The sequence below is a fragment of the Chitinolyticbacter albus genome, from assembly GCF_024437655.1.
GTDB lineage: Bacteria > Pseudomonadota > Gammaproteobacteria > Burkholderiales > Chitinibacteraceae > Chitinolyticbacter > Chitinolyticbacter albus.
This window is the reverse complement of the sequence record NZ_JANBVF010000004.1, coordinates 153,847-172,903: the sequence shown is the minus strand read 5'-3', so window position 1 is coordinate 172,903 and position 19,057 is coordinate 153,847. Positions and strand designations below refer to the sequence as shown.

At 62.8% G+C, this 19,057-nt stretch carries 22 protein-coding genes; all 22 read left to right on the top strand.

Features of this window, described 5'->3' with window-relative positions; translation table 11 throughout:
- The first annotated feature begins 199 nt into the window (after positions 1-199).
- On the top strand, positions 200-841 hold the full coding sequence (gene pyrE / locus NLI84_RS03355; protein ID WP_255988173.1) for an orotate phosphoribosyltransferase: 642 nt from the start codon (positions 200-202) through the stop codon (positions 839-841).
- Between the two features lie 43 nt (positions 842-884).
- Complete coding sequence (locus NLI84_RS03350; RefSeq protein ID WP_255988171.1) at positions 885-1,472, top strand: DUF4124 domain-containing protein; 588 nt, start codon at positions 885-887, stop codon at positions 1,470-1,472.
- A gap of 182 nt (positions 1,473-1,654) precedes the next feature.
- Positions 1,655-2,422: a polyphosphate--glucose phosphotransferase gene (gene ppgK, locus NLI84_RS03345; RefSeq protein ID WP_255988170.1), complete on the top strand. Its 768-nt coding sequence runs from the start codon at positions 1,655-1,657 to the stop codon at positions 2,420-2,422.
- 132 nt (positions 2,423-2,554) lie between these two features.
- On the top strand, positions 2,555-4,471 hold the full coding sequence (gene mnmG / locus NLI84_RS03340; protein ID WP_255988168.1) for a tRNA uridine-5-carboxymethylaminomethyl(34) synthesis enzyme MnmG: 1,917 nt from the start codon (positions 2,555-2,557) through the stop codon (positions 4,469-4,471).
- The gene (rsmG, locus tag NLI84_RS03335) at positions 4,471-5,130 is read left to right on the top strand and encodes a 16S rRNA (guanine(527)-N(7))-methyltransferase RsmG (RefSeq protein ID WP_255988167.1); all 660 of its coding nucleotides are present in this window, start codon (positions 4,471-4,473) and stop codon (positions 5,128-5,130) included. The genes mnmG and rsmG overlap by 1 nt, the downstream gene beginning before the upstream one ends.
- Positions 5,127-5,912, top strand: coding sequence for a ParA family protein (locus tag NLI84_RS03330; protein ID WP_255988166.1), 786 nt, complete (start codon positions 5,127-5,129; stop codon positions 5,910-5,912). Before rsmG ends, NLI84_RS03330 begins: the two co-directional genes overlap by 4 nt.
- Positions 5,913-6,008: 96 nt before the next feature.
- Positions 6,009-6,860 carry a ParB/RepB/Spo0J family partition protein gene (locus NLI84_RS03325; protein ID WP_255988164.1) on the top strand — a complete coding sequence of 284 codons (852 nt, stop codon included), beginning with the start codon at positions 6,009-6,011 and terminating at the stop codon, positions 6,858-6,860.
- 148 nt (positions 6,861-7,008) lie between these two features.
- The gene (locus tag NLI84_RS03320) at positions 7,009-7,374 is read left to right on the top strand and encodes an ATP synthase subunit I (protein WP_255988163.1); all 366 of its coding nucleotides are present in this window, start codon (positions 7,009-7,011) and stop codon (positions 7,372-7,374) included.
- A 4-nt stretch (positions 7,375-7,378) separates the two neighbouring features.
- On the top strand, positions 7,379-8,209 hold the full coding sequence (atpB, locus tag NLI84_RS03315; RefSeq protein WP_255988161.1) for a F0F1 ATP synthase subunit A: 831 nt from the start codon (positions 7,379-7,381) through the stop codon (positions 8,207-8,209).
- A 91-nt stretch (positions 8,210-8,300) separates the two neighbouring features.
- On the top strand, positions 8,301-8,573 hold the full coding sequence (atpE, locus tag NLI84_RS03310; RefSeq protein ID WP_148713856.1) for a F0F1 ATP synthase subunit C: 273 nt from the start codon (positions 8,301-8,303) through the stop codon (positions 8,571-8,573).
- A 43-nt stretch (positions 8,574-8,616) separates the two neighbouring features.
- Positions 8,617-9,087, top strand: a complete 471-nt coding sequence (locus NLI84_RS03305) for a F0F1 ATP synthase subunit B (RefSeq protein WP_255988158.1) — start codon at positions 8,617-8,619, stop codon at positions 9,085-9,087.
- 7 nt (positions 9,088-9,094) lie between these two features.
- Positions 9,095-9,631 (top strand): F0F1 ATP synthase subunit delta, encoded by a 537-nt coding sequence (locus NLI84_RS03300; RefSeq protein ID WP_255988157.1) that lies wholly within the window; start codon positions 9,095-9,097, stop codon positions 9,629-9,631.
- Between the two features lie 10 nt (positions 9,632-9,641).
- Entirely contained in the window at positions 9,642-11,183 is a 1,542-nt protein-coding gene (gene atpA / locus NLI84_RS03295; protein ID WP_255988156.1) for a F0F1 ATP synthase subunit alpha, read from the top strand.
- A 30-nt stretch (positions 11,184-11,213) separates the two neighbouring features.
- Positions 11,214-12,083, top strand: a complete 870-nt coding sequence (atpG, locus tag NLI84_RS03290) for a F0F1 ATP synthase subunit gamma (protein ID WP_255988155.1) — start codon at positions 11,214-11,216, stop codon at positions 12,081-12,083.
- A gap of 39 nt (positions 12,084-12,122) precedes the next feature.
- Positions 12,123-13,502, top strand: coding sequence for a F0F1 ATP synthase subunit beta (gene atpD / locus NLI84_RS03285; RefSeq protein WP_255988154.1), 1,380 nt, complete (start codon positions 12,123-12,125; stop codon positions 13,500-13,502).
- Between the two features lie 11 nt (positions 13,503-13,513).
- On the top strand, positions 13,514-13,942 hold the full coding sequence (locus NLI84_RS03280) for a F0F1 ATP synthase subunit epsilon (protein WP_255988153.1): 429 nt from the start codon (positions 13,514-13,516) through the stop codon (positions 13,940-13,942).
- A 246-nt stretch (positions 13,943-14,188) separates the two neighbouring features.
- The gene (glmU, locus tag NLI84_RS03275; RefSeq protein ID WP_255988152.1) at positions 14,189-15,559 is read left to right on the top strand and encodes a bifunctional UDP-N-acetylglucosamine diphosphorylase/glucosamine-1-phosphate N-acetyltransferase GlmU; all 1,371 of its coding nucleotides are present in this window, start codon (positions 14,189-14,191) and stop codon (positions 15,557-15,559) included.
- Between the two features lie 16 nt (positions 15,560-15,575).
- Positions 15,576-15,944: a hypothetical protein gene (locus tag NLI84_RS03270; RefSeq protein ID WP_255988151.1), complete on the top strand. Its 369-nt coding sequence runs from the start codon at positions 15,576-15,578 to the stop codon at positions 15,942-15,944.
- A gap of 239 nt (positions 15,945-16,183) precedes the next feature.
- On the top strand, positions 16,184-17,290 hold the full coding sequence (fic, locus tag NLI84_RS03265) for a protein adenylyltransferase Fic (RefSeq protein ID WP_255988149.1): 1,107 nt from the start codon (positions 16,184-16,186) through the stop codon (positions 17,288-17,290).
- 48 nt (positions 17,291-17,338) lie between these two features.
- The gene (locus NLI84_RS03260) at positions 17,339-17,569 is read left to right on the top strand and encodes a hypothetical protein (protein WP_255988148.1); all 231 of its coding nucleotides are present in this window, start codon (positions 17,339-17,341) and stop codon (positions 17,567-17,569) included.
- Between the two features lie 36 nt (positions 17,570-17,605).
- A complete protein-coding gene (locus NLI84_RS03255) occupies positions 17,606-18,538 on the top strand; it encodes a 5'-nucleotidase (protein WP_255988147.1) in 933 nt (310 codons plus the stop codon).
- A 21-nt stretch (positions 18,539-18,559) separates the two neighbouring features.
- On the top strand, positions 18,560-19,057 hold the full coding sequence (locus NLI84_RS03250) for a DUF2938 family protein (RefSeq protein ID WP_255988146.1): 498 nt from the start codon (positions 18,560-18,562) through the stop codon (positions 19,055-19,057).

Genomic DNA, 19,057 nt, shown 5'->3' with positions numbered 1-19,057 from the left:
CCCGCGCTGCGCTCGCCGTCACAACGGGTTGTCGCCGCCGCGAGGGGGTCTCGCTATCTCTCGTCAGCATCACAGCTTGAACCGTGTCTTCCCGGTCGCAAGGGGGGCTTGCGCTGCGTGATATGCTGTTTTTCGTCACATCGCTCCCGAAAATCGGCAGTCTGCAGCCGGTGGGAGCATGCCTCAGGAGCCAGAAACCATGTCCGACTTCCGTCAGGAATTCATCGAATTCGCCGTGGCACAGAATGTGCTGGGATTTGGCGAGTTTATCACCAAAGCCGGCCGCAACTCGCCGTACTTCTTCAATGCCGGCCTCTTCAACGACGGTGCATCGCTGGCCGAACTGGCGCGTTTCTACGCCCAGGCGGCGCTGGCCTCCAAGGTCCAGTTCGATGTGCTGTTTGGGCCTGCATACAAGGGCATCGTGCTGGCGGCGGCCACGGCGGTGAAGCTGGCCGAAGCGGGCAGCAATGTGCCGTTCGCGTACAACCGCAAGGAAGCGAAGGATCATGGTGAGGGCGGCGTGCTGGTTGGCGCCAAGCTCACCGGCCGCGTGCTGATCATTGACGACGTGATCTCGGCGGGCACCAGCGTGCGCGAATCGGTAAGCATGATCCGGGCGCACGGCGCGGAGCCGGCCGGTGTGCTGATCGCGCTCGATCGCATGGAGCGCGGCCAGGGCGAGCTATCGGCGGTGCAGGAAGTGGAGCAGCAATTTGGCATTCCGGTGATTCCGATCGCCACGCTGGGGGATTTGCTCAGCTACCTTGCGGCCAAGCCGGGAATGAACGAGAACTTGAAGAAAGCCGAGGCGTATCGCGCGCAATACGGCATCCGGTGAGCGGCACGTGCCCTTGCCGGGATCTGATCGAGAGGACGAAGGCATGAAGCATTGGGTATGGGTGGCCACCTTGATGGTGGCGCTGACGTCGGCACAGGCCGAAGCCAAGCTCTACCGTTGGGTCGATGAGCAAGGCAACGTGCAATTCAGCGACAAGCCGCCGGTGCAGGATCCCAAGGGCGGCGTGTCCGAACTCAACAAGTCGGGCACTGTGCGCAAGGGCCCGACTGCGCCGCCGACCGAAGAAGAAAAGCTGCGGGCGAAGGAGGCAGAGCTCCTGGCCAAGGAGCAAAAGCGCCGCGACAAGGCGCTGTTGCAGTCCTTCACCAAGCCTGAGGAAATCGACCTGTTGCGCGATCGGCAGATCGAGGCCATCCAGGCGACGATCCAGACCAACAAGCTCAAGCGCCAGACGCTGGTGGACAGGCAGACCCGGCTGAACAAGCAGGCCGAACGCTACACCAAGCAGAAAAAGCCGCTGCCGTCCGACTTGGAAGCCGAGTTCGCTGTGGCGAAAAAGGACATCGACGATATCGACCGCGACACCATCAAGCGCAATGCCGAGATCGAGGAAGTGAAGAAACGCGCCGAGCAGGACAAGCGCCGTTTTATCGAGTTGCAGGCGCGGTAGCCCGTCTTGCGTTGTATCAACGGCCAGCCGGCGAGCTGGCCGTTTTGCTGTCTATCATGCGTAGAATGGCGGCCGTGCCCGTACAGCGGCTACTTCTTCGCGCCGGCTAGGTATTTTTCCGTAGTTCGGCATCCCCGGTGTGCGGGCAAACTGCGCGCGCATCATCGACAGGATTCTTTTCAATGGCAGCGCAGGGCGACAAGGTAGTACTGGGGATCGACATTGGCGGCACCGGCATCAAGGGTGCGCCCGTCGACGTGGCAACCGGCGAACTGCTGGCCGAGCGCGTGCGCCTCGATACCCCGCAGCCGGCCACGCCGGAAGCGGTAGGGCGTGTGGTGAAGCAGCTGGTCGACGAGTTCGGCTGGACGGGACCCGTAGGCTGCACCTTTCCGGCCATCGTCCACAACGGCGTGACGCTGTCCGCTGCCAACGTCGACAAGAGCTGGATCAATGCCCCGGCGCAGGACATCCTGGCCAAGGCCACCGGGTTGCCGCTCAAGCTTGTCAACGACGCCGATGCGGCGGGCCTGGCTGAAGCCATTTTCGGCGCGGCTAAGGGCAAGCAGGGCAAGGTGCTGGTGATTACACTCGGGACCGGCATCGGCACCGCGCTGATCGTCGATGGCAAGCTGATCGCCAATACCGAGTTCGGCCACGTGATCTATCCCAAGGACGCCGTCGCGGAAAAGTACTGTTCGGCCAAGGTCAAGGACGACCTCGACATGAAGTACAAGGACTACGCGGTGCGGCTCAACGGCTATCTCGAACACCTGCAGCTGTTGCTCTCGCCCGATCTTGTCATCATCGGCGGCGGCATTTCGAAGAAGCACGAGAAATTCATTCCCGAACTCAAGGGGTTGCGCTTCCCGGTGGTTCCCGCCGATCTGAAGAACGATGCCGGCATCGTCGGCGCAGCACTGGAAGCGGCGGCGACCTTCGGCATCTGACGACGCGCGTCGCGCATCGCAACGGCCCCGCGGGGGCCGTTTTGCATGGGCGGTCCGCGCAAGCTTGCGGCGTGGTGCAAGTCACTGTTTTGCCGTAGAATATTTGCCCTTTCCCCCGCAGGCGCTTGACCCATGCTTTATCCCACCCGTTACGACGTGATCGTGGTCGGCGGCGGCCATGCCGGCACCGAAGCGGCGCTTGCAAGCGCGCGCATGGGTCGCAAGACGCTGCTGCTGACGCACAACATCGAAACGCTCGGCCAGATGAGCTGCAACCCGTCGATCGGCGGCATCGGCAAGGGTCATCTGGTGAAGGAAGTCGATGCGCTGGGCGGCGCCATGGCGCTGGCCACCGACATGGGTGGCATCCAGTTCAAGACGCTCAATTCCAGCAAGGGCCCGGCCGTACGCGCCACCCGCGCGCAGGCTGATCGCATCCGCTACAAGGCCGCCATCCGCGGCATGCTGGAAAACCAGCCCAATCTCGATCTGTTCCAGCAGGAAGTGGCCGACCTGATCGTCGAGGGCGACCGCGTGATCGGTGCCGTCACCGCCATCGGCGTGCGCTTCGAGGCCAGCGCCGTGGTGCTGACCGCCGGCACCTTCCTCGGCGGCAAGATCCATGTCGGCCTGGAAAACCAGATCGGCGGCCGTGCCGGCGACCCGGCGTCGATTTCGCTCTCGGCCCGGCTGCGCGAGTTGCAGTTGCCGGTGGGCCGGCTCAAGACCGGCACGCCGCCGCGGATCGACGGGCGCACCATCAACTTCGACGTACTCGAAGTGCAGCCGGGCGACGTGCCCGAGCCTGTCTTCTCGGTGCGTGGCAACCGCGCGATGCACCCGCAGCAACTGCCGTGCTGGATCGCACACACCAACGCGCGCACCCACGAGATCATCCGTTCTGGCTTCGATCGCAGCCCCATGTTCACCGGCAAGATCGAAGGCGTGGGCCCGCGCTACTGCCCCAGCATCGAAGACAAGGTGAACCGCTTCGCCGACAAGGACAGCCATCAGATCTTCCTGGAGCCCGAAGGGCTCGATACGCACGAGTTCTATCCAAACGGCATCTCGACCAGCCTGCCGTTCGATATCCAGATCGCCGCGGTGCAATCGATCCACGGCCTGGAAAACGCCCGCATCCTGCGCCCTGGCTACGCCATCGAGTACGACTATTTCGATCCGCGCGCGCTGAAGGCCAGCTTCGAGACCAAGGCGATTGCCGGCCTTTATTTCGCCGGCCAGATCAACGGCACCACCGGCTACGAGGAAGCTGCCGCGCAGGGCCTGTTCGCCGGGATCAACGCCGCGCTCTTCGCGCGCGACGAAGCACCGTGGACGCCGCGCCGCGACGAGGCTTACCTCGGCGTGCTGGTCGACGATCTGGTCACCCGCGGTGTGACCGAGCCGTACCGCATGTTCACCAGCCGCGCCGAGTTCCGGTTGCAGCTGCGCGAGGACAACGCCGACCTGCGCTTGACCGAGATCGGCCGCAAGCTGGGCGTGGTGGGCGATGAACAGTGGGATCTGTTCTGCCGCAAGCGCGACGCGGTCGAGGCTGAGCTCGCGCGACTGAAGTCGACCTGGGTCAATGGCCGCATCATTGCCGCGGCGGAGGCCGAGCGGGTGCTGGGCAAGCCGCTGGAGCGCGAATACACACTGGACGACCTGCTGCGTCGCCCCGAAGTGAGCTACGAGACGCTGCTGACTTTGGAAGCGGCGCAACCCAAGGACGGTGAGGTGGCGGTGACTGATCCGCTGGTCGCCGAGCAGGTCGAGATCCAGGTGAAGTATCACGGCTACATCGAGCGCCAACAGGCCGAGGTGGCGCGCCGTGAAACGCTGGAAGACGCGCGTCTGCCTGCCGATTTCGATTACGGCCAGGTGGTGGGTCTTTCCAAGGAAGTGCAGCAGAAGCTCGCCCGCCACCAGCCGGAAACGCTGGGCCAGGCCAGCCGCATTTCCGGCATCACGCCGGCGGCGGTGGCGCTCTTGGTGGTGCATCTGAAAAAGAAACAGCTCGCCGAGGCAGGCCAGGGCAAGGTGGCCTGATGGCGGTCGTGGCCGATGTGAATACGCTGGCGCCCCCTCTCGCCCAGGGGCTGGCTGTGCTGGGGTTGCCGCTGTCCGCAGCGCAACAGCAGGCGCTGCTGGCTTATGTGGCACTGCTGGCCAAATGGAACAAGACCTACAGTTTGACCGCGATTCGTGAACCGGAACGCATGGTGCCGCAGCATCTGCTCGATTCGCTGGCGCCGCTGCCGGCTTTCGATCGGCTGGGGGCCACGCGCATTCTTGATGTCGGCTCGGGCTTTGGCACGCCGGGTATCCCGCTGGCGATTGCCCGGCCCGACTGGCAGTTCACGCTGCTCGATGCCAACCAGAAGAAGACCACCTTTTTGCGCCAGGCCGTCATGGACCTGAGGCTGGCCAATGTCAGCGTGGTGAACGGCCGGGTCGAAGCCGTCGAGCAGGAAGGCGGATTTGACATCATCACTTCACGCGCCTTCGCCGAGCTCGCCGATTTCATCGCCTGGACCCGCCACCTGCTGGCACCGGCGGGGAGCTGGCTGGCGCTCAAGGGCGTCTGGCCGCACGACGAGATCGCCAAGCTGCCGGTGGACATTGCGGTGAACAGCGTCGATCATCTGGCCGTGCCCGGCGTCGAGGCCGAGCGGCACGTGGTCCACCTGACAGTGAAGCGCACATGAAAATCCTGGCGATCGCCAACCAGAAGGGCGGGGTAGGCAAGACGACGACGGCAGTGAACCTGGCGGCTAGCCTTGCCCACCTGGGGCGGCGCGTGCTGCTGGTCGATCTCGATCCGCAGGCCAATGCCACCATGGGCAGCGGCATCGACAAGGCCAAGCTCAAGCACACGATCTATACGATGCTGATCGGCGATTCGACGCTGGCGCAAACGCGGCTGGCGTCCGAGTCGGGTGGCTACGATGTGCTACCGGCCAACCGCGAGCTGGCGGGCGCTGAAGTCGAACTGGTCGAGGCCGAGGCGCGCGAATCACGGCTCAAGCAGCTGTTGGCCAGCGTGACGGGCGATTACGATTTCATCGTGCTCGACTGCCCACCGGCGCTCAATCTGCTGACCTTGAATGGTCTCGTTGCTGCTGATTCCGTGATGATCCCGATGCAGTGCGAATACTACGCGCTCGAGGGTTTGTCCGATCTCGTCAATACCTTGCGCCGGGTGAAGCAGAACCTGAATCGCAAGATCGAGATCGAGGGTCTGTTGCGCACCATGTTCGATCCGCGCAGCACGCTGGCGCAGCAGGTCAGCGATCAGCTGGTCAAGCATTTCACCTCCAAGCTCTATCACACGGTGATTCCGCGCAATGTGCGCCTGGCCGAAGCGCCGTCGTATGGCCGGCCCATCCTGGCCTACGACAAGTCGTCCAAGGGCGCGCAAGCCTATCTACAGCTCGCCGAGGAATTGCTGGCGCGGCATAATCCGGCCGAAGCCGCTCACCCGGTGTGAGGCGCGCCCGCAGCGCGCTGCTAGTTGCTTACCCTGGCGGGTGAACCTGGGTTCCCCCGTGCCTTTGTTTGAATCCCGAATGGGACCAGCGCTTTCATGATCAAGAAATTCAAAGGCCTAGGCCGCGGCCTCGACGCGCTGATGGGCGATGCCCAGCCTGGCGAAACGTTGCTGCACCTGCCGATCGACGCCCTGCAGCCAGGGCGTTTCCAGCCACGCCAGCATATCGACCACGACGCACTCAATGAGCTCGCCGAATCGATCAAGGCGCAGGGCCTGATGCAGCCGGTGCTGGTACGTGCCATCGATGATGGTCTGGAAACCCGCTACGAGATCATCGCCGGCGAGCGCCGTTGGCGCGCGTGCAAGCTGGTAGGCCTCACCGAGATCGCCGCGCTGGTGCGCGAGGTGCCGGACGAGGCGGTGGCTGCAATGGCGCTGATCGAGAACATCCAGCGCGAGGATCTCAACCCGCTGGAAGAGGCGCAGGGTTTGGCCCGGCTGATCGAAGAGTTCGGCATGACGCATGAGGCGGTGGCGCACGCGGTGGGCAAGTCGCGCACCACGGTCACCAATCTGTTGCGGCTGATGAACCTGGCCGAGCCGGTGCGTGAGCTGCTGCTCGCTGGCCAGCTCGATATGGGCCATGCGCGCGCGCTGTTGGCGCTCGATACGCTGCCACAGGTCGACGCCGCCAAGACCGTAGCGCTCAAGGGCTTGTCGGTACGAGAGACCGAGGCGCTGGTGAAGAAATTGCAGGCGGAGCCGGCGAGCGCCGCGGTGGCCAAGCGCGTCGATCCCGACGTGCAGCGGCTGGAAAACGAGGTGTCGGAGCGCTGGGGCGCTCGGGTGCAGATACGGCAGGGGCGCAAGGGTGCGGGTCGGGTCGTGATCGATTACGCCAGCCTGGACGACCTCGACCGGCTGCTAAATCGATTGCAGCCGTGATCGGGCAATTGCACCGATATGGTGCATGTTGCTGACGTTGGCGTTCAGCTAACGTCTTGATATGCCAATACAGTTTTGCGCCCTTGGTAAAATTGACGCGGCGCAAAGCCGCTCCGTATAATCCACGGGTTTTTCCCATGGGGAAGCCATGGTCAAGCGGCAGGAAATCCGTCGTGTTGTCCGCCTCAAGCTGGTGCTGACCGTTGCCGTTTCGGCGCTGGTCTTCGTTTTATGGGGCGGTAAAGCCGGTATTTCAAGTGTGTTGGGGGGCGGGATTTCATTGGTGGGAGCGCTGCTCTATGCGCGCATCGCCTATCCGGGTGGATGGGTCGCACCGAATGCAATGTTATCGCGCCACTATGCCGCCGAGATGGCCAAATTTGGCTGGACCATAACCGGATTCGCGCTGGTGATCGTGTTGATCCCGGTGCACGGCCTGGGGTTGCTGTTGGGCTACATCGGCGCGACGGCGGCCTACTGGTTGAGCTTATTCGTAAAACTGGAAAAGAACTGAGCATATGGCTGCCGAACAAAGCGCAACGGACTACATCGTCCACCACTTGACCCATGCGGGGCTCGTTCCCAAGACTGGCGCGATCTTCAACTTCAGCAATATGCACCTGGATACCTTCTGGGTGGCGCTGGCGCTGGGTTTCCTCTTCGCTGGGCTGTTCGGCTATGTGGCGCGCAAGGCCACTTCCGGCGTGCCGGGGCGGCTGCAGAACTTCGTCGAGCTCATCGTCGAGATGGTCGATACCCAGATCAAGGATGCCTTCCACGGCAAGAGCCGCGTGATCGGCCCGCTGGCGCTGACCATCTTCGTCTGGGTGTTCCTGATGAATGCGATGGACTTCTTGCCGGTCGATCTGCTGCCGGCGATCGCGCAAGCGATCGGCTACTACGGCTTCGGCCACGACCCGCACCATGTCTACCTGCGCGTCGTTCCGACTGCTGACGTGAACCAGACTTTTGCGCTGTCGCTGTCGGTGCTGATCATCATCATCGGCTTCTCGATCAAGGCCAAGGGCCTCTTGGGCTGGTTCAAGGAACTGCTGACCGCGCCGTTCCATGCCGAGGGTCTGGGCATGCAGATCGTGCTGGGCCCGGTCAACCTCGCGTTCCAGATCATCGAACTGTTGGCCAAGCCGATCTCGCTCTCGCTGCGTCTGTTCGGCAACATGTATGCCGGCGAGCTCATCTTCATCCTGATCGCGCTGCTGCCGTGGTGGATCAACTGGGTGCTGGGCACGCCGTGGGCGATCTTCCACATTCTGGTGGTCACGCTGCAGGCCTTCGTGTTCATGATGCTGACCATTGTCTACCTGTCGATGGCCGTCGAAGACCATTAAGCATTTCAGAATCGCGCCGGGTGGCGTTGCCGCCCGGTTCGTTGTGTTTCAACCCTTGTATCAACGACCTTTCTCACTAGGAGATATCAAAATGGCTGCACCCGAACTCATCGCTGGCATTCAAAGCTCGACCGTGATCGCTGTGTCGATCATCATCGGTCTTGCTGCCATCGGTACTGCTCTGGGCTTCGCTATCCTTGGCGGCAAGTTCCTCGAATCGTCGGCTCGCCAACCGGAAATGATCCCGGTTCTGCAAACCAAGCTGTTCATCATCGCCGGTCTGCTCGATGCCATCTCGATGATCGGTGTTGGTGTTGCCCTGCTGTTCACCTTTGCAAACCCGTTCCTCGCTGCCCTCGGTTAATCGTCGGTTTAAGAGCAAACCCTTAAACCTGGAGGACTAGTTCGTGGAATTCAATGCATCCCTCATCGGGCAGGCGATTACGTTCGCCATCCTGGTGTGGTTCACCATGAAGTTTGTCTGGCCTCCGCTGACCCGGATGATGGATGAGCGCGCCGCGCGCATCGCCGACGGCTTGGCAGCGGCAGACCGCGCCAAGCAGGACTTGGCCAATGCTGAAAAAGCATCGGCCGATCGTCTGCGCGAAGCCAAGCAACAGGCCGCCGAACTCATCGCCCAAGCCGAAAAGCGTGCAGCCCAGATCGTCGACGAAGCCAAGGATCAAGCCAAGGTGGAAGGCGACCGTCTGGTCAAGGGTGCGCAGTCCGAGATCGAGCAACAGGTTCAGAGCGCCCGCGAAGTGCTGCGTCAGCAAGTGGCTGACCTCGCCGTCGCCGGTGCCGAGAAGATCCTGAAGCAAGAGATCGACGCTGCCCGCCACGCCGATCTATTGGCATCCATCAAAGCGGAACTGTAAGACAGTCATGGCAGAACTCATCACCGTCGCAAGACCCTATGCCGAGGCCGTCTTCCGTCTGGCGAAGCAGGAAAGCAAGCTCGGGCCGTGGTCCGAAGCCCTTGCCAACCTCGCCGTGATCGCGAAGAACCAGACCGCAGAAGACGTGGTGGCCAATCCCAAGTATTCGGCTCAACAGGTGCAGCAACTGCTGGTCAGCCTGCTCGGCGGCAACGTCGGGCCGGAAGTGCAGAACTTCATCGCCGTGGTGCTGGAAAACCGTCGTTTCACCGCGCTGCCGCAAATCGCTGAAGTATTCGAGTCGCTGAAGGCGGCCGAAGAAGGCGAAGTAACGGCCGAGATCGCGTCGGCGTTCCCGTTGAGTGCTGCCCAGCTGGGCGAACTCACGGCAACCCTGTCCGCAGAACTCAAGCGCCGGGTAGATGCCGCAGTCACGGTTGCGCCCGAGTTGATCGGTGGCGTGACGGTGAAAGTCGGTGACCTGGTGATCGACGCGTCCGTACGCGGCAAGCTGACAGCGCTGGCGACAAGCCTGAAGAGCTAGGAGATTTTTTATGCAACTCAATCCGTCTGAAATCAGTGAACTGATTAAGGCTCGGATCCAGAACCTGTCGGAAGGCGCCCAAACCCGTACCACTGGTACGGTCGTTTCGGTAACCGACGGGATCGTTCGTGTCCACGGCTTGTCCGATGTGATGCAGGGCGAAATGCTGGAATTCCCGGGCAACACCTTTGGCCTTGCGCTCAACCTTGAGCGTGACTCGGTCGGCGCCGTGGTGATGGGTGAATACACCCACATCTCGGAAGGCGATGAAGTCAAGTGCACCGGCCGCATCCTGGAAGTACCGGTTGGCCGTGAGCTGATCGGTCGCGTGGTCAACGCGCTGGGTCAGCCTATCGATGGCAAGGGCCCGCTGGGTACCACGCTGTCGAGCCCGATCGAAAAGATCGCCCCGGGTGTGATCGCGCGTCAATCGGTGGACCAGCCGCTGCAAATCGGCCTGAAAGCCATCGACACCATGGTGCCGATCGGCCGTGGCCAGCGTGAGCTGATCATTGGTGACCGCCAGACCGGCAAGACCGCCGTTGCGCTCGACGCGATCATCAACCAGAAGGACACGGGCGTCGTTTGTATCTACGTCGCCATTGGCCAGAAGGCTTCGTCGATCGCCAACGTGGTGCGCAAGCTGGAAGAGCACGGTGCCATGGGTCACACCATCATCGTCGCTGCTGCTGCTTCCGAATCGGCCGCGCTGCAATACATCGCCGCCTACGCCGGCTGCACGATGGGCGAATACTTCCGCGACCGCGGTGAAGACGCGCTGATCGTGTATGACGATCTGTCCAAGCAAGCCGTGGCCTATCGCCAGATCTCGCTGCTGCTGCGCCGCCCGCCGGGCCGTGAAGCCTACCCGGGCGACGTGTTCTACCTGCACAGCCGCCTGCTGGAACGTGCTTCCCGCATCAACGCCGACGAAGTTGAAAAGCTCACCGGTGGCGAAGTGAAGGGCAAGACCGGTTCGCTGACCGCGCTGCCGATCATCGAAACGCAAGCCGGCGACGTGTCCGCCTTCGTTCCGACCAACGTGATCTCGATCACCGACGGCCAGATCTTTCTGGAAACCGATCTGTTCAACGCCGGTATCCGTCCTGCGATGAACGCCGGTATCTCGGTGTCGCGCGTCGGTGGTGCGGCTCAGACCAAGGTCATCAAGAAGCTCGGCGGCGGTGTGCGTCTGGCGCTGGCCCAGTACCGTGAACTGGCTGCGTTCGCGCAGTTCGCTTCCGATCTGGACGAAGCCACCCGCAAGCAGCTCGAGCGCGGCAAGCTCGTGACCGAACTGATGAAGCAGGCGCAGTACAGCCCGCTCAAGGTGTCGGAACTCGCCGTCACCCTGCTGCTGATCAACAAGGGCTCGTACGACGACGTCAAGGTTGAGAAGGCACTGGCATTCGAAGCGGCTTTCCTCGCTCACCTCAAGTCCAACCATGCCGAAGTATTGGCGCGCGTGGACCAGAGCGGCCAGCTGTCGGGCGACGACGAAGCTGTCATCGTGAAGGCGGTGGAGAGCTTCAAGTCGGCCAACGCTTACTGATTCGAACCCAAATAGAAAAGGAATCGAATCATGGCTGGCGGCAAGGAAATTCGCACCAAGATCAAAAGCGTAAAGAACACGCAGAAGATCACCCGCGCCATGGAAATGGTGGCTACGTCCAAGATGCGTAAGGCCCAGGAACGCATGCGTTCGGCTCGCCCCTACGGTGAAAAAATCCGTAATGTGGCGGCCCACCTCGCGGTGGCCCTGGTGGACTATGCCCACCCCTTCCTGCAAAAGCGCGACACCGTGAAACGGGTCGGCCTTATCACGGTCACGTCGGACAAGGGTTTGTGTGGTGGCTTGAACACCAACGCCCTGCGTCTGGCGCTATCCATGATGAAGCAATGGCACCAGGCTGGCCGCGAAGTCGCGGTCACCGCCATCGGCAACAAGGGTTTTGGTTTTATGAGCCGTAACGGGGCCAAGGTCGTTTCGTCGATCACGGGCCTGGGCGATGCACCGCACCTCGAGCAGCTGGTTGGCCCGATCAAGGTCATGGTCGACGCGTATATCGCGGGTGAAGTGGATGAAGTGCACCTGGTGTACACCAAGTTCATCAACACCATGAAGCAAGAGCCCGTGGTCGAACAGTTGCTGCCGCTGTCGGGCGAGGCCTTTGGCCAGCCCGAGCATGGCTACAACTGGGAATACCTGTACGAGCCGGACCCCAAGACCGTGATCGACGAGCTGATGACCCGCTATCTCGAAGCGCTGGTCTATCAGGCCGTGGCGGAAAACATGGCGTCCGAAAATGCGGCTCGGATGGTGGCGATGAAGGCGGCGACCGATAACGCCGACAAGGTGATCGGCAATCTGCAACTGCTGTACAACAAGACGCGTCAAGCGGCGATTACGAAAGAACTTTCGGAAATCTGCGCCGGCGCTGCAGCGGTTTAACAGATCGCCAACCCGAATTTACTGATTAGGAACCCTAAGATGAGCCAAGGGAAAATCGTACAAATCATTGGCCCGGTGGTCGACGTGGAATTCCCGCGCGACAACCTGCCCAAGGTGTATGACGCGCTCAAGCTGGTTGACCAGGATCTGGTGCTGGAAGTGCAGCAACAACTGGGCGACGGCGTGGTGCGTGCCATTGCCATGGGTACGACCGATGGTCTGAAGCGCGGCCTGGCCGTGGGCAACACCGGCAAACCGATCTCGGTGCCGGTGGGTACCGCGACGCTGGGTCGTATCATGGACGTGCTCGGCAACCCGATTGATGAAGCCGGCCCGGTGCAAACCGAAGAGCGCCGTGCCATTCACCAACCGGCACCGAAGTTCGACGAGCTGAACCAGTCGGTCGACCTGCTGGAAACCGGCATCAAGGTCATTGACTTGGTTTGCCCGTTTGCCAAGGGCGGCAAGGTTGGCCTGTTCGGCGGCGCCGGCGTGGGCAAGACCGTCAACATGATGGAATTGATCAACAACATCGCCAAGGCGCACAGCGGTCTGTCCGTGTTCGCCGGCGTGGGTGAGCGTACCCGTGAGGGCAACGACTTCTACCACGAAATGAAGGACTCCAACGTCCTCGACAAGGTGGCGATGGTGTACGGCCAGATGAACGAGCCGCCGGGCAACCGCCTGCGCGTCGCACTGACCGGCCTGTCGATCGCCGAGCAGTTCCGTGACGAAGGTCGTGACGTGCTGTTCTTCGTCGACAACATCTACCGCTACACGCTGGCCGGTACCGAAGTGTCCGCGCTGCTGGGCCGTATGCCATCCGCCGTGGGTTACCAGCCGACGCTGGCCGAGGAAATGGGTGCGCTGCAAGAGCGTATCACCTCGACCAAGACCGGTTCGATCACATCGATCCAGGCCGTTTACGTGCCTGCCGATGACTTGACCGATCCGTCACCGGCGACCACCTTCGCCCACTTGGACGCGACCGTCGTTCTGAGCCGTGACATCGCTGCGCTGGGTATCTACCCGGCCATCGACCCGCTCGATTCGACTTCGCGCCAGCTGGATCCGCAAGTGGTTGGCGAAGAGCACTATGCCGTCACGCGTGGCGTGCAGCAAACGCTGCAGAAGTATAAGGAACTGCAGGACATCATCGCGATTCTGGGTATGGACGAACTGTCTCCCGAAGACAAGCTTGCCGTGGCTCGTGCGCGTAAGATCCAGCGTTTCCTGTCGCAGCCGTTCCACGTTGCAGAAGTGTTCACCGGCTCGCCGGGCAAGTACGTGCCGCTGAAGGAAACCCTCAAGGGCTTCAAGGGCATTCTCAACGGCGATTACGATCACCTCCCGGAGCAGGCCTTCTATATGGTTGGCGGCATCGAGGAAGCGCTCGAAAAAGCCAAGACCTTGCAATAAGGGGATAGGCGATGGCCATGACCATGCATGTGGACGTGGTAAGCGCTGAGGAACTGATCTATTCCGGCACGGCCGAGTTCGTCTCGGCCCCTGCCGAGAAGGGCGAGATCGGTATCCTGCCGCGCCATGCGCCGCTGCTGTCCCGGATTCGTCCGGGCGCGCTGCGCATCAAGCCGGCCAACAGCAACGATCCGGACGTGGTGCTTTACGTCTCGGGTGGTTTGCTTGAGGTGCAACCGCACGTAGTGACCGTACTGGCCGACACCGCCATCCGCGGTGCCGACATCGACGAAGCCAAGGCGCGCGACGCCAAGGCCCGCGCCGAGGAAGCACTGAAGGGTAAGAGTGGTGCGATGGACTTCGCTTTGGCGCAAGCCGAGCTGCTCGAAGCCGTGGCGAAACTCGCCGTGCTCGAAAAGCTGAAGAAGCGTGGTCACTGATCTTCCCCGCGAAGAGTGAAAAGGCAGCCGCAAGGCTGCCTTTTTGCCTGGGCGCGCCGCCCGCAGCGCAGAGCGCGTCAAGCCCGGAGCGATGCACAGGCAAGTGCATGCGACGCAAGCTCCTATGCGTAGTCCGCGTCGTTACCGCTGGAGCGGCTGACGGCTGCCGCTAAGGTTGATGTCGTAGCCGGCAAGCAATGGGGATCGGATAGAATTGCCGCAATCATTCTTGCTGCGAGTTTTTCCATGTCCGCTGTCAATGTCGTCATTCTCGCTGCCGGTCAAGGCAAACGCATGTACTCCAAATGCCCGAAGGTGCTGCATCGCCTCGCCGGCAAGCCGCTGCTGGGGCACGTGCTCGACACCGCGCGCCAGCTCGACCCGTCGCGCCTCGTCGTCGTCTACGGCCATGGTGGTGACCAGGTGCAGGCTGCCTTCGCCGGCCAGGAAGATCTGGGCTGGGCGCACCAGGCGCAGCAGCTGGGCACCGGCCATGCGCTGCAACAGGCGGTATCGCAGCTCGAGGGCGACGTGACGTTGATGCTGTACGGCGACGTGCCGCTGACGCGCCGCTCCACCTTGCGCGCACTGCTCGACGCCAGCCACGGTGGCGCGCTCGGCATCCTCACCGATGTGCTGGAGGACGCCAGCGGCTACGGCCGTATCGTGCGCGATGCGGCCGGCAACGTGCTGCGCATCGTCGAGCAGAAGGATTGCACCCAGGACGAGGCCGCGATCCGCGAGATGAATACCGGCATCCTGGCGCTGCCCACCGCCCGCCTCGCTGGCTGGCTGGCTGAACTGAAGAACGACAACGCCCAGGGCGAGTACTACGCCACCGATCTGATCGCGCTCGCCGCGCGCGATGGCGTGCGCATCGCCACCGTGCACCCCGATCACCATTGGGAAGCCGAAGGCATCAACAACAAGCTGCAGCTGGCCACGCTCGAGCGCATCCATCAGGGCGAAGTCGCCCGCGCGCTGCTCACCGCCGGTGTCGGCCTCGCTGACCCCGCACGCATCGATGTGCGCGGCACGCTCAAGCACGGCCAGGATTGCCTGATCGACGTGAACTGCGTGTTCGAAGGCGAGGTGGTGCTGGGCAATGATGTAGAGATCGGTGCCAACTGCGTGCTGAAGAACGTCAAGATCGCCGACGGCGTGGTGATCCACCCGTACTGCCACCTGGAAGACGCCGAAATCGGTGCGAACAGCCTGATTGGCCCCTACGCCCGGTTGCGCCCCGGCGCAGAGCTCGCCGCCGACGTGCATATTGGCAACTTCGTCGAAGTGAAGAAATCGACCATAGGCAGCGGTTCCAAGGTCAATCACCTCAGCTACATCGGTGACACCAGCATGGGTGCGGGCGTCAACGTCGGTGCCGGCACTATCACCGCTAACTACGACGGCGTGAACAAGTTCCGTACCACCATCGAGGACGGCGCGCGTATCGGCTCCAACAACGTGCTGGTCGCGCCGGTGACCATCGGTGCGGAAGCGACCACCGGTGCCGGTTCGGTGATCGGCAAGGACGCACCCGCCGGCAAGCTCACCGTCGCTCGGGCGCGGCAGGTGACGCTCGATGGCTGGCAGCGCCCGGTGAAGATCAAGAAGTAAGGCGATGGGCGACGCCATGACCTGGCCGCTGTATCTGGCCGCTCTGCTCGCCGGCCTGCTTGGCCTCGCTCACAGCGTGCTCGGTGAGCGCTACATCCTGATCCGGCTGTTCCGCCGCCAGGATCTGCCCAAGCTGTTCGGCAGCCAGGACTTCACCGTGCGTACGCTGCGGTTTGCCTGGCACCTCACCACGCTGGCGTGGTGGGGCTTCGCCGCCCTGATGCTGACGCTGGCGCAGCCCGACTGGACGCGCCCGCAACTGCTGCTGGTCGTTGCCGCCACCTTCGCCGCCAGCTCCTTGCTGACCGTTGCATTCTCGCGTGGCCGGCACTTGGCGTGGCCGGTGATGGCGGCAATCGCGTTGCTGGTGTTCCATTCCATCTGAAACGCCGACCCCACCCGGTCAGCTGGATGCACGCCACCCTCACTGGCCAGCTCGCTGTTGCCCCTGCGCGAAACAGCAGTTCGTGGTGGTGCAGATGAATACGTTTGTTCGCCAGAAGACAAAGCGGTGGGACCAGCTTTTCGTGTTCCAATTTTCCGATAATGGCGACACGTTTATGTGACATGTCGCTGGCGACGACATAAGATGAGGACGTGTCGTCAAAATCAGAAAATATCACCATGACTTGGTCGCCGGAACAACCCTTCAATGACCTGCCGCCGCTGCCACCCGCCGTGGAACTGGAAAGCCGTGCGGTGCTGAAGGCATGCATCCCGGCGCGGGCGGCCTTGGCGGCGCTGAATCAGGCCGCCGCACTGATGCCCAACCCGGCGATGCTGGTGAACACGCTGCCCATGCTGGAAGCACGCGACAGTTCGGAAATCGAGAACATCGTCACCACGGCCGACCGATTGTTCCAGCATGCTGGCAGCGCCGAGCAGCAGGCCGACTCCGCCACCAAGGAAGCCCTGCGCTACCGGGACGCGCTGTACTGGGGCGCCGCGTCACTGACCCAACGCCCGTTGTCCACGGCCACGGCGGTGGAGGTGTGCCGAAAAATCAAAGCGGTGGATTTGGACGTGCGGCGCACACCGGGCACGCAACTGGTCAACGAGGGTACGGGCGCAGTGGTCTATACCCCACCACAGGGTGAAGTGAGGTTGCGTGAGTTGCTGGGCAACTGGGAAATCTTTCTGCACAACGCTACCGATATCGACCCGCTGGTGCGCATGGCGGCGGCGCATTACCAGTTCGAGGCCATCCACCCTTTCGTCGATGGCAACGGTCGTACCGGTCGGGTTCTGAACCTGCTGTTCCTGGTGCAAGAGGGCCTGCTCGACCTACCCATCCTCTACCTGAGCCGTGCCATCCTGCGCCGCAAGGCCGACTACTACCAGCTGCTGCGCGAGGTAACCCAGACCGGCGCGTGGGAGCCATGGGTGTTGTTCATGCTGCAGGGCGTCGAGGAAACCGCACAGTGGACGACCGCCAAGATTCTGGCCATCCGCAAGCTGGCCGACCACACCGCCCAGCATGTGCGCGAACGCCTGCCCAAGCTCTACAGCCGCGAACTGGTGGACGTGATTTTCGAGCAACCGTACTGCCGCATTGGCAATCTGGTAGACAAGAGTGTGGCCCAGCGGCAGGCCGCTTCGCGCTATCTGCATGCACTGGCTGAACTGGGTGTGCTGGCAGAGAAAACTGCGGGGAAGGAAAAGCTGTTCGTCCACCCGCGCCTGTTGAACCTGCTGGCTGACGAGGCCCACCAATACGAACGCTACGAATAGCGGCAGCGCGGAATACGGGCTTGCGGAACAGTCAGGGGGAAGAAAACAATGAGCAATCTTGCCTTCCTGCATGAGGCTGCCATGCGGGCCTTGGGTAAGTCTATCAACCTCGTGGTGCAGGAGCTGACCCAGACTGGCGTCATGGAGCCGGGCCGTTTGTTCGAATTGCCGTTCACCGACGTGTATGCCCAGGGGCAGGGGCCGCTCGGGGTTTTCCCGCCGGCCGGGGTGGAACGGTTGCTCGAGGTGCTGGAAACAATACGGCGTAGTGCTGCGTGAGCCACGATAGGCTGTATCTGATACATGGAGAACTTCATGCCCGCCACCCTCAACGGCAAGCTGGTTGTCGCCATCAGCTCGCGTGCGCTGTTCGATTTCGAGGAAGAGAACCGCGTATTCGAGGATGAGGACGACGCGGCCTATATGCGGCTGCAGCTGGAGCGGCTTGATGCGCCGGCACGCCCCGGCGTTGCCTTCGCGCTGATCAAGAAGCTCTTGGCGTTCAATCAGGGCGACAGCCAGCCGGTCGAGGTGGTGATCCTGTCGCGCAACGACCCGGTCAGTGGGCTGCGCGTGTTCAAATCGGCCGAGCACAACGGGCTCAAGCTGGAACGCGGCGTGTTCACGCGCGGGCGGGCGGCACATCACTACCTGACGCCACTGCAGGCCAACCTGTTCCTCAGCGCCAACGATGCCGACGTGCGCGAGGCGATCGTCCGTGGTTTTCCGGCGGCGCGGGTCTACCCGCAATCGCAGCTCGCCGCCGAGACGCATGCCGACGAGGTGCGCATCGCCTTCGACGGCGACGCCGTGCTGTTCTCCGACGAGGCCGAGATCGTGTACCAGAAGGATGGCCTGCCGGCCTTTCACGCCCACGAGCACGACAAGGCCGCGCTGCCGCTGCCGGCTGGGCCATTCCGCCCGCTGCTGGAAGCCCTGCATGGCCTGCAGCAGCAGGCCGCCGCAGGCGGAATGAAGCTGCGCACGGCCCTCGTCACCGCCCGCAGCGCGCCGGCGCACGAACGGGCGATCCGCACGCTGATGAGCTGGGGTATCGCTATCGACGAGGCGATGTTCCTGGGCGGCCTGGATAAGGGCCCCTTCCTGCGCGAGTTCGCCCCCGACTTCTTCTTCGACGACCAGACCGGGCACTGCGAATCGGGTGCGCGCGTCGGCCCGACCGGGCAGGTGATCTACGGCGTGACGCATGACGGCAAGATCGCCGTACCGCCGCGGCAGACCGGATAAGCACCGCGCGAGGAAGCCCTGATGCCGATCGAAGCCATCCCTGCCTTGCTGCACGGGTTGCTGCTGGGCGTGGTCGCCACGCTGGCGACCGACGTCTGGACCTTATCGCTTCGGCTACTGGGCATCCCGGTGCTCGACTGGGCCATGGTCGGCCGTTGGATCGGTCATTGCATGCGCGGCCAATTTCGCCACGACAGCATCGCGCAGGCGGCCGCGGTGCGTCACGAGCGCGTGCTGGGATGGAGCACCCATTACGTCACCGGTCTGGTGTTTGCCGCCGTGTTTCTGTCGCTGGTGGGCCCGGCCTGGATAACGCGGCCCACCTTGGCTCCGCCGCTGGTTTTCGGCATCGCAACGGTGCTGTTTCCGTTCCTGCTGCTGCAACCGGGCCTGGGCCTGGGTGTTGCGGCGGCGCGTACACCCAGGCCGTGGCTGGCACGCTCGCGCAGCATCGCCACCCATGCGGTGTTCGGCCTGGGGTTGTACGCCGGCGGCGTCGCGCGGCTGGCGCTGAGCTAG